The organism is Serratia sp. NPDC078593, from assembly GCF_050268245.1.
GTDB lineage: Bacteria > Pseudomonadota > Gammaproteobacteria > Enterobacterales > Enterobacteriaceae > JBNNGK01.
The window spans coordinates 14,378-28,803 of the sequence record NZ_JBNNGK010000026.1 but is presented as its reverse complement, the minus strand read 5'-3'; the positions used below and the strand labels follow the sequence as shown (position 1 = coordinate 28,803).

Genomic DNA, 14,426 nt, shown 5'->3' with positions numbered 1-14,426 from the left:
CCAGGTTCAATCAAGCCGCACACTCAGTTCGAATCAGAAGTGTATATCTTGAGCAAAGAAGAAGGTGGTCGTCATACTCCATTCTTCAAAGGCTACCGTCCACAGTTCTACTTCCGTACAACTGACGTGACCGGTACCATCGAACTGCCAGAAGGCGTAGAGATGGTAATGCCAGGCGACAACGTGAACATGGTTGTGACGCTGATCCACCCAATCGCGATGGACGACGGTCTGCGTTTCGCAATCCGTGAAGGCGGCCGTACCGTAGGCGCGGGTGTTGTTGCTAAAGTTATCGCTTAATCGCTGATAATATTTGACGCGACATGCGGTAAAAGGGCATCATTTGATGCCCTTTTTCTACGCTGTGAACTAGAACCTATCTCATCAGCGATTTTATCGTCATAATCATTGGTGAGATGGGCTCTTAAACGGTATTGACTTGAATACGTCATAGCGTAAACACCGAGTGCTGCTTGGCAGCATCTGATCGGTTTGGTTTGCCTCGCTTTGCGAGGCAAAGTTGTTTGTTCTGAATCATAAGTGACAGGTTGGTTTATGAGTGCGAATACCGAGGCTCAAGGGAGCGGGCGCGGCTTGGAAATAGCTAAGTGGTTGACCGTCGCCGTTCTGTTGGCTGTGGCTATCGGCGGTAATTATGTCTATCGTGATTTCAGCCTGCCATTGCGTGCGCTGGCTGTTGTAGTGATTATTGGCATTGCGGGCGCTATCGCCCTGATGACCATTAAAGGCAAAGCCACCGTAGCGTTTGCGCGTGAAGCGCGTACCGAAGTCCGTAAAGTGATTTGGCCAACTCGCCAGGAAACACTACATACCACGCTGATCGTCGCTGCGGTGACAGCGGTGATGTCACTGATTCTGTGGGGACTGGATGGTATTCTGGTTCGTCTGGTATCGTTTATTACTGGCCTGAGGTTCTAACATGTCTGAAGCTCCAAAAAAACGTTGGTACGTCGTTCAGGCGTTTTCTGGTTTTGAAGGGCGCGTAGCGCAATCGCTGCGTGAACACATCAAACTGCATGATATGGAAGAGCTGTTTGGCGAAGTGATGGTGCCTACGGAAGAAGTGGTTGAAATCCGTGGTGGGCAGCGCCGTAAAAGTGAGCGTAAATTCTTCCCGGGATACGTCCTGGTGCAGATGGTGATGGACGATGCTAGCTGGCACTTGGTACGTAGCGTCCCACGCGTAATGGGCTTCATCGGCGGAACTTCCGATCGCCCGGCACCCATCAGCGATAAAGAAGTCGACGCGATCATGAATCGTCTGCAACAGGTGGGGGATAAACCTCGTCCGAAAACGTTGTTTGAGCCTGGCGAGCTGGTACGCGTTAATGACGGTCCGTTTGCTGACTTTAACGGCGTAGTTGAAGAAGTCGATTACGAAAAGAGTCGTCTGAAAGTGTCTGTTTCCATCTTTGGTCGTGCAACGCCGGTGGAACTGGACTTCAGCCAGGTAGAAAAAGGCTGATTTAATAATCAGCAATACAGGCTGACTTGAGGCTTGTAAGAGGCGTGAAATTGAACTACAATTTCGCGCCTTTTGTTTTTAGATGCCTTGCTTAGCTTATTAAGTGGGGTGAAACACGGGGAGCCTCTCATGAGGCGATACTACCCATACGAGGAAATTTAAATGGCCAAGAAAGTACAAGCCTACGTTAAGCTGCAAGTTGCAGCTGGTATGGCTAACCCGAGCCCGCCAGTCGGTCCAGCTCTGGGTCAGCAAGGTGTTAACATCATGGAATTCTGTAAGGCGTTCAATGCTAAGACTGATAGCGTTGAAAAAGGCCTGCCGATCCCGGTTGTTATTACTGTTTACTCTGATCGCTCCTTCACTTTCGTTACCAAAACCCCGCCAGCAGCAGTTCTGCTGAAAAAAGCGGCTGGTATCAAGTCTGGTTCTGGCAAGCCGAACAAAGACAAAGTCGGTAAAGTGACTCGTGCTCAGGTACGTGAAATCGCAGAAACCAAAGCTACGGACATGACCGGTTCTGACGTTGAAGCGATGATTCGCTCCATCGAAGGTACTGCTCGTTCCATGGGCTTGGTAGTGGAGGATTAAGAGATGGCTAAGCTGACCAAGCGCATGCGCGTGATCCGTGACAAAGTTGATGCTACTAAACAGTATGACATCACTGAAGCTGTTGCTCTGCTGAAAGAGCTGGCCACCGCTAAATTCGTAGAAAGCGTGGACGTTGCTGTTAACCTCGGCATCGACGCACGTAAATCTGACCAAAACGTTCGTGGCGCTACCGTTCTGCCACACGGCACCGGTCGCAGCGTTCGCGTTGCTGTATTTGCCCAAGGCCCTAACGCTGAAGCGGCTAAAGCCGCTGGCGCAGAGCTGGTAGGTATGGAAGATCTGGCTGACCAGATCAAGAAAGGCGAAATGAACTTCGACGTTGTTATTGCTTCCCCGGATGCAATGCGCGTTGTAGGTCAACTGGGCCAGGTTCTGGGTCCACGTGGCCTGATGCCAAACCCGAAAGTGGGTACCGTTACGCCGAACGTTGCTGAAGCTGTGAAGAACGCTAAAGCAGGTCAGGTTCGTTACCGTAACGACAAAAACGGCATCATCCATACCACTATCGGTAAGGTTGATTTCGACGCAGACAAGCTGAAAGAAAACCTGGAAGCTCTGCTGGTTGCGCTGAAAAAAGCGAAACCATCTCAAGCTAAAGGCGTTTACATTAAGAAAGTTAGCCTCTCCACCACCATGGGTGCTGGCGTTGCTATCGATCAAAGCGGCCTGACTGCAGTAGCGAACTAATCGTCTGACGATTAATCGCTTTGACTTGGGGCATATTTTCGCCTAGAATATTATGCCCCAAGGTTTTGCTATTAGTGCAAGCTAGTATCGAAACAACAGAATTTTCGGTTGGAGCCTGGCCTAATCCAGGCCTCCGTCCAAGACCGCAGGTGTATCGTAAGATACTTAATCTTCCTGCGTAGACGGTGACAGAGCCTAAAGAATTTTTTTCTTTTTTTAAAAGAATTGTCTTTGCTGGATTCTGCTCACCGTGTTAAGCCGCTCAATATCGCGCTTTTGCAAGGTATTGGGTGAAGTGAGTTCCGGGGAATTCCCCCGGCTAATCCAGGAGCAAAAAGCTAATGGCATTAAATCTTCAAGACAAACAAGCGATTGTTGCTGAAGTCAACGAAGTAGCCAAAGGCGCGCTGTCTGCGGTTGTTGCGGATTCTCGCGGCGTTACTGTAGATAAAATGACTGAACTGCGTAAAGCAGGTCGTGAAGCTGGCGTTTACATGCGTGTTGTTCGTAACACCCTGATGCGTCGCGTAGTTGAAGGCACTCCATTCGAATGCCTGAAAGACACGTTTGTCGGTCCAACCTTGATTGCATTCTCTAACGAACACCCGGGCGCTGCTGCTCGCTTGTTCAAAGAGTTCGCGAAAGCGAATGCAAAATTCGAGGTTAAAGCTGCGGCCTTTGAAGGTGAGTTGATCCCTGCGGCGCAAATCGACCGCTTGGCAACTCTGCCTACTTACGAAGAAGCAATCGCACGCCTGATGTCGACCATGAAAGAAGCCGCTGCCGGCAAACTGGTTCGTACTTTGGCTGCTGTGCGCGATCAGAAAGAAGCTGCGTAAGCCGCTCTTTCTTAGCCTTTGCTAACGTATTTACACTATTTCTGAATTTTAGGAACAATTGTTATGTCTATCACTAAAGACCAAATCCTGGAAGCAGTAGCAGCTATGTCCGTAATGGACGTTGTTGAGCTGGTTTCCGCTATGGAAGAAAAATTCGGCGTTTCTGCTGCTGCTGCTGTAGCTGTTGCTGCAGGTCCTGCTGAAGCTGCTGAAGAAAAAACTGAGTTCGACGTTGTACTGTCTGCTGTTGGTGGCAACAAAGTTGCTGTTATCAAAGCAGTACGTGGCGCAACCGGTCTGGGCCTGAAAGAAGCTAAAGACCTGGTAGAATCTGCTCCAGCAGTACTGAAAGAAGGCGTTAGCAAAGATGACGCTGAAGCACTGAAAAAATCTCTGGAAGAAGCTGGTGCTTCTGTTGAAGTTAAATAATTTTAACTTCTCAGAGTACAGTCTGGCTTAACAGACTGATGGCTGGTGACTTTTTGGTCACCAGCCTTTTTGCGCTGTAGGGCGTCAGTAGAGTTTCACACTGTTTGGCTACTGGCTAACCCCAATATTTTTCTCTATCGACGACTTAATATACTGTCCTCCCTGCCGCAGCCGAATCTGCCGCACAGCACAATGAAATGATTTAAGAGTGATAGAAAGAGGTATTGCGGAAAGTGTTCTCGCTTTCCGGTCGACAAAATGGTGTTGCATGAACTGTCCTATTCGGACGGACAGAGTGGGTCACTGATCAGCGAGCTGAGGAACCCTATGGTTTACTCCTATACCGAGAAAAAACGCATTCGTAAGGATTTTGGTAAACGTCCACAAGTTTTGGACATACCTTATCTCCTTTCTATCCAGCTTGACTCGTTCCAGAAGTTTATCGAGCAAGACCCAGAAGGGCAGTACGGCTTAGAAGCCGCATTCCGTTCTGTATTCCCTATCCAGAGCTACAGTGGCAATTCGGAGCTGCAATACGTTAGCTACCGTCTTGGTGAGCCGGTGTTCGACGTCAAAGAGTGCCAGATTCGTGGTGTGACGTTCTCAGCACCGCTGCGCGTTAAACTGCGCCTGGTAATCTACGAGCGAGAAGCTCCAGAAGGTACGGTCAAAGACATCAAGGAACAAGAAGTCTATATGGGCGAAATTCCGCTCATGACCGAAAACGGCACCTTTGTGATCAACGGTACTGAGAGGGTTATCGTATCTCAGCTGCACCGTAGTCCTGGCGTGTTCTTCGACAGCGATAAGGGTAAAACCCACTCCTCGGGTAAAGTGCTGTATAACGCACGTATTATTCCTTACCGTGGTTCTTGGTTGGATTTCGAGTTTGACCCGAAAGACAACCTGTTCGTGCGTATTGACCGTCGCCGTAAATTGCCTGCGACCATCATTCTGCGCGCGCTGAACTACACCACTGAACAGATCCTTGACCTGTTCTTTGAAAAAGTTACGTTCGAAATCCGTGATAACAAGCTGCAACTGGAACTTGTTCCAGAGCGTCTGCGTGGTGAGACCGCTTCATTCGATATCGAAGCCAACGGCAAAATCTATGTAGAGAAAGGCCGTCGTATCACCGCCCGTCATATCCGTCAGCTTGAAAAAGACGAAATTCGCAATATTGAAGTACCGGTTGAGTATATCGCGGGCAAAGTTGTCGCGAAGGACTACATCGATACCAATACTGGCGAACTGATCTGTGCAGCCAACATGGAGCTGTCACTGGATCTGCTGGCTAAGCTGAGCCAATCCGGTCACAAGCGTATCGAAACGCTGTTCACCAACGATCTGGATCACGGTGCGTACATCTCTGAGACCGTACGTGTCGATCCGACCAGCGATCGTCTGAGCGCGCTGGTAGAAATCTACCGCATGATGCGCCCTGGTGAGCCGCCGACGCGTGAAGCCGCCGAAAGCCTGTTTGAGAACCTGTTCTTCTCCGAAGACCGCTATGACCTGTCTGCGGTCGGCCGTATGAAGTTCAACCGTTCTCTGCTGCGTGACGAGATCGAAGGTTCGGGCATCCTGAGCAAAGACGACATCATTGAAGTGATGAAGAAGCTCATCGATATCCGTAACGGTAAAGGCGAAGTCGATGATATCGACCACCTCGGCAACCGTCGTATCCGTTCCGTTGGCGAAATGGCAGAAAACCAGTTCCGTGTCGGTCTGGTACGTGTTGAGCGTGCGGTTAAAGAACGTCTGTCCTTGGGCGATCTGGATACTCTGATGCCTCAGGACATGATCAACGCCAAGCCGATTTCGGCGGCGGTGAAAGAGTTCTTCGGTTCCAGCCAGCTGTCCCAGTTTATGGATCAGAACAACCCGTTGTCAGAGATTACGCACAAACGCCGTATCTCCGCATTGGGTCCAGGCGGTTTGACTCGTGAGCGCGCCGGCTTTGAAGTGCGAGACGTACACCCGACTCACTATGGTCGCGTATGTCCAATCGAAACGCCGGAAGGTCCAAACATCGGTCTGATCAACTCCTTGTCCGTGTACGCACAGACTAACGAGTATGGCTTCCTGGAAACCCCGTACCGCCGCGTGCGTGACGGTGTGGTTACCGATGAAATCAACTATCTGTCTGCCATTGAAGAAGGTAACTTCGTTATCGCCCAGGCGAACTCCAACCTGGATGATGAAGGCCGCTTCGTGGAAGATTTGGTCACCTGTCGTAGCAAAGGCGAATCAAGCCTGTTCAGCCGCGATCAGGTTGACTATATGGACGTATCAACCCAGCAGGTTGTCTCCGTTGGTGCTTCACTGATTCCATTCCTGGAACACGATGACGCCAACCGTGCATTGATGGGTGCGAACATGCAACGTCAGGCGGTTCCAACCTTGCGTGCTGATAAGCCGCTGGTCGGTACCGGTATGGAACGTGCTGTTGCGGTTGACTCCGGTGTAACTGCCGTAGCCAAGCGTGGTGGTGTGATCCAGTATGTGGATGCTTCCCGTATCGTTATCAAAGTTAACGAAGACGAGATGTACCCGGGCGAAGCAGGTATCGATATTTATAACCTGACTAAGTACACCCGTTCTAACCAGAACACCTGTATCAACCAGATGCCGTGTGTGAACCTGGGTGAACCTATTGAGCGCGGCGACGTGCTGGCAGATGGCCCGTCCACCGATCTGGGTGAACTGGCGCTTGGCCAGAACATGCGCGTCGCGTTCATGCCGTGGAACGGTTACAACTTCGAAGACTCCATCTTGGTCTCCGAACGTGTTGTGCAGGAAGATCGCTTCACCACCATCCACATCCAGGAACTGGCATGCGTGTCTCGTGACACCAAACTGGGGCCTGAAGAGATCACCGCTGATATCCCTAACGTGGGTGAAGCTGCGCTCTCTAAACTGGATGAATCCGGTATCGTATATATCGGTGCTGAAGTGACCGGTGGCGACATTCTGGTCGGTAAGGTAACACCGAAAGGTGAAACCCAACTGACACCAGAAGAGAAGCTGCTGCGTGCGATCTTCGGTGAGAAAGCGTCTGATGTTAAAGACTCTTCTCTGCGTGTACCAAACGGCGTTTCCGGTACGGTTATCGACGTGCAGGTCTTTACCCGCGATGGCGTGGAAAAAGACAAGCGTGCGTTGGAAATCGAAGAGATGCAGCTGAAGCAGGCGAAGAAAGACCTGACTGAAGAACTGCAAATCCTGGAAGCGGGTCTGTTTGCACGTATCCATGCGGTACTGGTTGCTGGCGGTGTTGAAGCTGAGAAGCTGAGCAAACTGCCGCGCGATCGCTGGCTGGAACTGGGCCTGACCGACGAAGAAAAACAAAACCAGCTGGAACAGCTGGCTGAGCAGTACGACGAACTGAAATCTGACTTCGAGAAGAAGTTAGACGCTAAGCGTCGTAAGATCACTCAAGGCGACGATCTGGCACCTGGCGTGCTGAAAATCGTTAAGGTGTATCTGGCCGTTAAACGTCAGATCCAACCGGGTGACAAAATGGCAGGCCGCCACGGTAACAAAGGTGTTATCTCCAAGATCAACCCGATCGAAGATATGCCTTACGATGAAAACGGCACGCCGGTCGACATCGTACTGAACCCGTTGGGCGTACCATCACGTATGAACATCGGTCAGATCCTGGAAACCCACTTGGGTATGGCAGCGAAAGGCATTGGTGAGAAAATTAACCAAATGCTCAAGCAGCAACAGGAAGTGGCCAAACTGCGTGAGTTCATCCAGAAAGCGTATGACTTGGGTGATGATGTTTGCCAGAAAGTTGACCTGAACACCTTTACCGATGACGAAGTATTGCGTCTGGCTGAGAACCTGAAAAAAGGTATGCCAATTGCAACGCCAGTGTTCGATGGTGCGAGAGAAACTGAAATCAAGCAACTGCTGGAAATGGGCGGAATCCCAACTTCTGGTCAGATTACGCTGTTCGATGGCCGTACCGGTGAGCAGTTCGAGCGCCAGGTTACCGTTGGCTATATGTACATGCTGAAACTGAACCACTTGGTTGACGATAAAATGCACGCTCGTTCAACCGGTTCTTACAGCTTGGTTACTCAGCAACCGCTGGGTGGTAAAGCGCAGTTCGGTGGTCAACGCTTCGGTGAGATGGAAGTGTGGGCGCTGGAAGCTTACGGCGCGGCTTACACCCTGCAGGAAATGCTTACCGTTAAGTCGGATGACGTTAACGGGCGTACCAAGATGTACAAAAACATCGTGGATGGCGATCACCGCATGGAACCAGGCATGCCGGAGTCCTTCAACGTACTGTTGAAAGAAATCCGCTCGCTCGGTATCAACATCGAACTGGAAGACGAGTAATCGTTGTTCCAGCTCTGGCTCCCAGCCCTAGGGAGCCAGAGGGTGGTTGTTCAGTCACACGGGAAGAGGCACGGTTAGCCTCTTCCCAACAGGTTTAACTCCGACAGGAGCCAATCCGTGAAAGACTTATTGAAGTTTCTGAAAGCGCAAACTAAGACCGAAGAGTTTGATGCGATCAAGATTGCTCTGGCATCGCCAGACATGATCCGTTCGTGGTCGTTCGGTGAAGTTAAGAAGCCGGAAACCATTAACTACCGTACGTTCAAACCAGAACGTGACGGCCTTTTCTGCGCCCGTATCTTTGGGCCAGTAAAAGATTACGAGTGCCTGTGCGGTAAGTACAAGCGCTTGAAGCACCGTGGCGTGATTTGTGAGAAGTGCGGCGTTGAAGTGACCCAGACTAAAGTACGCCGTGAGCGTATGGGCCACATCGAACTGGCTTCCCCAACTGCGCACATCTGGTTCCTGAAATCGCTGCCATCACGCATCGGTTTGCTGCTGGATATGCCACTGCGTGACATTGAACGCGTACTGTACTTCGAATCCTATGTGGTGATCGAAGGCGGTATGACCAACCTCGAACGTCGTCAGATCCTGACTGAAGAGCAGTATCTGGATGCGTTGGAAGAGTTTGGTGATGAGTTCGATGCCAAGATGGGTGCGGAAGCGATCCAGGCCTTGTTGAAAAACATGGATTTGGAGCAAGAGTGTGAAACGCTGCGCGAAGAGCTGAACGAAACCAACTCCGAAACCAAGCGTAAGAAGCTGACCAAGCGTATCAAGCTGCTGGAAGCGTTCGTACAGTCTGGTAACAAGCCAGAGTGGATGATCCTGACCGTGCTGCCGGTATTGCCGCCAGATCTGCGTCCGTTGGTTCCGTTGGATGGTGGCCGTTTCGCGACCTCCGATCTGAACGATCTGTATCGCCGCGTGATCAACCGTAACAACCGTTTGAAGCGCCTGCTGGATCTGGCTGCGCCTGACATCATCGTGCGCAACGAAAAGCGTATGCTGCAAGAAGCGGTTGATGCCCTGCTGGATAACGGCCGTCGCGGCCGTGCGATCACCGGTTCTAACAAACGTCCTCTGAAATCTTTGGCTGATATGATCAAAGGTAAGCAGGGTCGTTTCCGTCAGAACCTGTTGGGTAAACGCGTTGACTACTCTGGCCGTTCTGTCATCACCGTGGGTCCATACCTGCGCCTGCATCAGTGCGGTTTGCCGAAGAAAATGGCACTGGAGCTGTTCAAACCGTTCATTTACGGCAAATTGGAGCTGCGTGGCCTAGCCACCACCATCAAAGCCGCTAAGAAAATGGTTGAGCGTGAAGAGGCTGTCGTTTGGGATATCCTGGACGAAGTTATCCGCGAACACCCGGTACTGCTGAACCGTGCGCCAACTCTGCACCGTTTGGGTATTCAGGCATTTGAGCCGGTATTGATCGAAGGTAAAGCTATCCAGCTGCACCCGCTGGTTTGTGCGGCCTATAACGCCGACTTCGATGGTGACCAGATGGCTGTTCACGTACCGTTGACGCTGGAAGCCCAGCTTGAAGCGCGTGCGTTGATGATGTCTACCAACAACATCCTGTCTCCAGCGAACGGTGAACCAATCATCGTTCCTTCTCAGGACGTTGTATTGGGTCTGTATTACATGACCCGTGACTGTGTTAACGCCAAAGGCGAAGGCATGGTGCTGAGTGGCCCTAAAGAAGCTGAGCGTGTGTACCGCGCGGGCCTGGCCTCTCTGCATGCGCGCGTTAAAGTGCGTATCACTGAAGAGATCAAAAACACCGAAGGCGAGTCTATTCATCAGACTTCGATCATCGACACGACGATTGGGCGCGCCATCCTGTGGATGATCGTTCCAAAAGGTCTGCCGTATTCGATCGTTAACCAGCCTTTGGGCAAGAAAGCGATCTCCAAGATGCTGAACACTTGTTACCGCATCATGGGTCTGAAGCCGACCGTTATCTTTGCTGACCAGATCATGTACACCGGTTTTGCTTACGCTGCCCGTTCAGGTGCATCAGTAGGCATCGACGACATGGTTATCCCGGCGAAAAAAGCCGAGATCATCGAAGAAGCGGAAACCGAAGTGGCCGAAATCCAGGAGCAGTTCCAGTCTGGTTTGGTTACCGCAGGCGAACGTTACAACAAAGTGATCGATATCTGGGCGGCGGCAAACGAACGTGTTGCTAAAGCGATGATGGAAAACCTGTCGGTTGAAGACGTGGTGAACCGTGACGGCGTGGTGGAACAACAAGTTTCCTTCAACAGCATCTTTATGATGGCTGACTCCGGTGCGCGTGGTTCCGCCGCTCAGATTCGTCAGCTGGCCGGTATGCGTGGTCTGATGGCGAAGCCGGACGGCTCGATCATTGAAACGCCAATCACGGCGAACTTCCGTGAAGGTTTGAACGTACTTCAGTACTTCATCTCGACGCACGGTGCTCGTAAAGGTTTGGCGGATACCGCACTGAAAACGGCTAACTCCGGTTATCTGACGCGTCGTCTGGTTGATGTCGCACAGGATCTGGTGGTTACTGAAGATGACTGTGGTACGCACAACGGTATCCTGATGACGCCGGTTATCGAAGGTGGTGATGTTAAAGAGCCACTGCGTGAGCGCGTTCTGGGCCGTGTGACCGCTGAAGATGTTATCAAGCCGGGAACGGCAGACATCTTGGTGCCGCGCAATACTCTGCTGAACGAGAAGACCTGTGACCTGTTGGAAGAGAACTCTGTCGACAGCGTTAAAGTTCGTTCTGTGGTGAGCTGTGAAACTGACTTTGGTGTTTGTGCAAACTGCTATGGTCGCGACCTGGCACGTGGTCACATCATCAACAAAGGCGAAGCCATCGGCGTTATTGCAGCACAGTCAATCGGTGAGCCGGGTACCCAGCTGACGATGCGTACCTTCCACATCGGTGGTGCGGCATCTCGTGCGGCTGCTGAATCCAGCATCCAGGTGAAAAACAAAGGTAGCATCAAGCTAAGCAATGCCAAGTTTGTTATGAACGCGGCGGGCAAGCTGGTGATCACTTCGCGTAACACCGAGCTGAAACTGATCGACGAATTCGGTCGTACCAAAGAAAGCTATAAAGTGCCTTACGGTGCCGTGATGGGCAAAGGTGACGGTGCTGAAGTTAGCGGTGGCGAAACCGTAGCTAACTGGGATCCGCACACCATGCCAGTTATCAGTGAAGTGAGTGGTTTCATTCGCTTTGCCGATATGGTTGACGGCCAAACCATTACTCGCCAGACCGACGAACTGACCGGTTTGTCTTCTCTGGTGGTATTGGACAGCGCAGAGCGTACCGGTAGCGGTAAAGATCTGCGTCCGGCTCTGAAAATTGTGGACGCCAAAGGCGACGACGTACTGATCCCAGGCACCGATATGGCCGCTCAGTACTTCCTGCCAGGTAAAGCGATTGTGCAGTTGGAAGACGGCATTCAGATCGGTGCTGGTGATACGCTGGCGCGTATTCCTCAGGAATCCGGCGGTACCAAAGATATTACCGGTGGTCTGCCACGCGTTGCGGATCTGTTTGAAGCACGTCGTCCGAAAGAGCCAGCAATCTTGGCTGAGATCAGCGGGATTATCTCGTTCGGTAAAGAGACCAAAGGCAAACGTCGTTTGGTGATCACACCGCTGGATGGCAGCGATGCCTACGAAGAGATGATTCCGAAATGGCGTCAGCTCAACGTGTTTGAAGGCGAACGTGTTGAACGTGGTGATGTTGTTTCTGATGGTCCAGAATCACCGCACGACATTCTGCGTCTGCGTGGTGTGCATGCGGTTACCCGCTACATCACCAACGAAGTGCAGGAAGTTTACCGTCTGCAAGGCGTTAAGATTAACGATAAGCACATTGAAGTTATCGTTCGTCAGATGCTGCGTAAAGGCACCATCGTCAGTGCTGGTGGTACCGAGTTCTTGGAAGGCGAGCAAGCTGAAGTGTCTCGCGTGAAGATTGCCAACCGTCAGCTGGCTGCTGATGGGAAGATTGAAGCAACCTTTACTCGTGACCTGCTGGGTATCACCAAGGCATCCTTGGCGACCGAGTCGTTCATCTCTGCTGCATCGTTCCAGGAAACGACGCGTGTTCTCACCGAAGCGGCCGTTGCCGGTAAGCGTGATGAACTGCGCGGCCTGAAAGAGAACGTCATCGTGGGCCGTCTGATCCCAGCCGGTACTGGTTACGCTTATCATCAGGATCGCATGCGTCGCCGTGCACAAGGTGAAGCTCCGGTTGTTCCGCAGGTTAGCGCGGAAGAAGCGACAGCGAACCTGGCCGAATTGCTCAATGCGGGCAATTTGAGCGCCGGAGACGACGAGTAAGCTTTGCCGTAGTCAGCCCGGTATTTTTCCGGGCATAAAAAATGCGAATGCCGGTCAGTTTTGACCGGCATTTTTTTTGTCTTAGTATCAAGACCGATAGTGGGGAATAATTTCTAACCTATATCGATTACAAAATTGTAATTCAATTGTGTTCTTATTGATAAGGTTTTGTGATGCGCCAGCAAACACACATAACAAGTTCAGCCTGCCTTACTCTTATATGCTCATTCTATCGGGCAGATTTAAACATCGGCTCGTCAGCTAGCATTATGTAATTCATCGTATAAGACTATTAAGGAATTTTATGACATGTAATGACTGTGGATGCGTTGGCCACAACTTGCAAAGAAAGGCACACATTCCTTGCGCTAAAAAACGCACGATTGAAAAACTACATAATTTATTGGATGAGTCTGTTGACGAGGTCAATGCCCAGTTAATTGAATGGCGACGTCATATACACAAACATCCTGAGTTGCCCAATCGGGAAAAGAATACCGCGAAACTGATTGCCGATCATTTAACCGCACTAGGGTTGGATGAGGTGCGCACGCATATTGCGGGCTACGGTGTCGTTGGTGTATTGCATGGCAATCAGCCTGGATCGCGGGTTATTGCACTACGTGCGGATATTGATGCATTGCCCGTTAAAGAAATATCTGACGTTGATTTTATCTCGACGTTTATTGATGAGGATTATCCCGGTGGGCCATTCCCCGTCTCTCACGCCTGCGGTCATGATTGCCATACCGCAATGCTGATGGCGGCCGCATCGGTACTGGCAAAACACCGAGATCAGCTACCGGGAACAGTACTCTTTGTTTTCCAACCGGCAGAGGAAGGCGCGCCGTTGGATGAAGAAGGAGGCGCTTTGGCGATGGAAAAGGCAGGGGCGCTCTCTTCTCCAGAACCGGGGATGGTGTTTGGTATGCACGTTGGGCCATTGCCAAAAGGCGTCGTCGCTTATCATATAGGCAATCAATATGCGGCCTCCGTAGTGGTGAAGATCGTTATCACGGGGCAACAAGTTCATGGCTCTACGCCTTGGTTGGGGAAAGATCCCATGCCGGTGGTGGCTGAAATCATCTCGGCATCGAGCCAGCTTTATCGCCAAGTACCGGCTTATAATCCAGTCGCGATCTCATTTGGTCATATCGAAGATGTCGGTCGTTTTAATATCATTGGTGAGCACGTTACCATGATGGGGACGATTCGCTGTTCGGTCGAATCTGATATGGAAAAAATTTGTGCCAAGTTAAAGAGCATGGCTGAGCATATTGCGCTGTCGCAAGGTTGCACTGCGGAGGTTGAATTTTTACAGCCGGTTCCCGCGCTTTACAATAGTGAGCAATGGGTTCAAGCGGCGTTACCCACTTTGGAAGATGTGGTTGGCGCAAACCACCTGATTCAGATCCCACCAACCTTGGGTTATGACGACATTTCTGTTTTTATTCAGCGTCATGGCGGGTTGTATGTCACGTTGGGTGTGCAAGACACGACGTTTAACGGGAACAACCTCGTTGCTGCCGAGGCGGGGCGTGGATTATGGTACAACCACAGTCCGCGCTTCTACGCTGATGATGAGACGTTATCTACCGGTGTACGTTTACATGTGCATATTGCGGCAGACTACCTGTTTGGGCAGTTGAATGTGGATAACAGCACCTTCTGAT

9 protein-coding genes and 1 pseudogene are annotated in these 14,426 nt (G+C 51.1%); all 10 read left to right on the top strand.

All coding sequences use genetic code 11. The features are described from left to right. Window positions 1–300: pseudogene (gene tuf / locus ACQKDS_RS18995) on the top strand (elongation factor Tu); the annotation flags it as partial. A gap of 255 nt (window positions 301–555) precedes the next feature. Next, window positions 556–939: a preprotein translocase subunit SecE gene (gene secE, locus ACQKDS_RS18990; protein ID WP_399673591.1), complete on the top strand. Its 384-nt coding sequence runs from the start codon at window positions 556–558 to the stop codon at window positions 937–939. A gap of 1 nt (window position 940) precedes the next feature. Further along, complete coding sequence (nusG, locus tag ACQKDS_RS18985) at window positions 941–1,486, top strand: transcription termination/antitermination protein NusG (protein WP_399673593.1); 546 nt, start codon at window positions 941–943, stop codon at window positions 1,484–1,486. Window positions 1,487–1,648: 162 nt separating this feature from the next. Continuing rightward, window positions 1,649–2,077: a 50S ribosomal protein L11 gene (gene rplK / locus ACQKDS_RS18980; protein WP_399673595.1), complete on the top strand. Its 429-nt coding sequence runs from the start codon at window positions 1,649–1,651 to the stop codon at window positions 2,075–2,077. A 3-nt stretch (window positions 2,078–2,080) separates the two neighbouring features. Beyond that, window positions 2,081–2,785 carry a 50S ribosomal protein L1 gene (gene rplA, locus ACQKDS_RS18975; RefSeq protein WP_399673597.1) on the top strand — a complete coding sequence of 235 codons (705 nt, stop codon included), beginning with the start codon at window positions 2,081–2,083 and terminating at the stop codon, window positions 2,783–2,785. A gap of 341 nt (window positions 2,786–3,126) precedes the next feature. After that, window positions 3,127–3,624, top strand: coding sequence for a 50S ribosomal protein L10 (gene rplJ, locus ACQKDS_RS18970; RefSeq protein ID WP_399673599.1), 498 nt, complete (start codon window positions 3,127–3,129; stop codon window positions 3,622–3,624). 63 nt (window positions 3,625–3,687) lie between these two features. Further along, on the top strand, window positions 3,688–4,053 hold the full coding sequence (rplL, locus tag ACQKDS_RS18965; protein ID WP_399673601.1) for a 50S ribosomal protein L7/L12: 366 nt from the start codon (window positions 3,688–3,690) through the stop codon (window positions 4,051–4,053). A 327-nt stretch (window positions 4,054–4,380) separates the two neighbouring features. Then, window positions 4,381–8,409 (top strand): DNA-directed RNA polymerase subunit beta, encoded by a 4,029-nt coding sequence (gene rpoB / locus ACQKDS_RS18960; RefSeq protein WP_399673603.1) that lies wholly within the window; start codon window positions 4,381–4,383, stop codon window positions 8,407–8,409. A 117-nt stretch (window positions 8,410–8,526) separates the two neighbouring features. Beyond that, window positions 8,527–12,753: a DNA-directed RNA polymerase subunit beta' gene (rpoC, locus tag ACQKDS_RS18955; protein WP_399673605.1), complete on the top strand. Its 4,227-nt coding sequence runs from the start codon at window positions 8,527–8,529 to the stop codon at window positions 12,751–12,753. A 304-nt stretch (window positions 12,754–13,057) separates the two neighbouring features. Continuing rightward, window positions 13,058–14,425 carry a M20 family metallopeptidase gene (locus ACQKDS_RS18950; protein WP_399673607.1) on the top strand — a complete coding sequence of 456 codons (1,368 nt, stop codon included), beginning with the start codon at window positions 13,058–13,060 and terminating at the stop codon, window positions 14,423–14,425. Window position 14,426 lies beyond the last annotated feature (1 nt).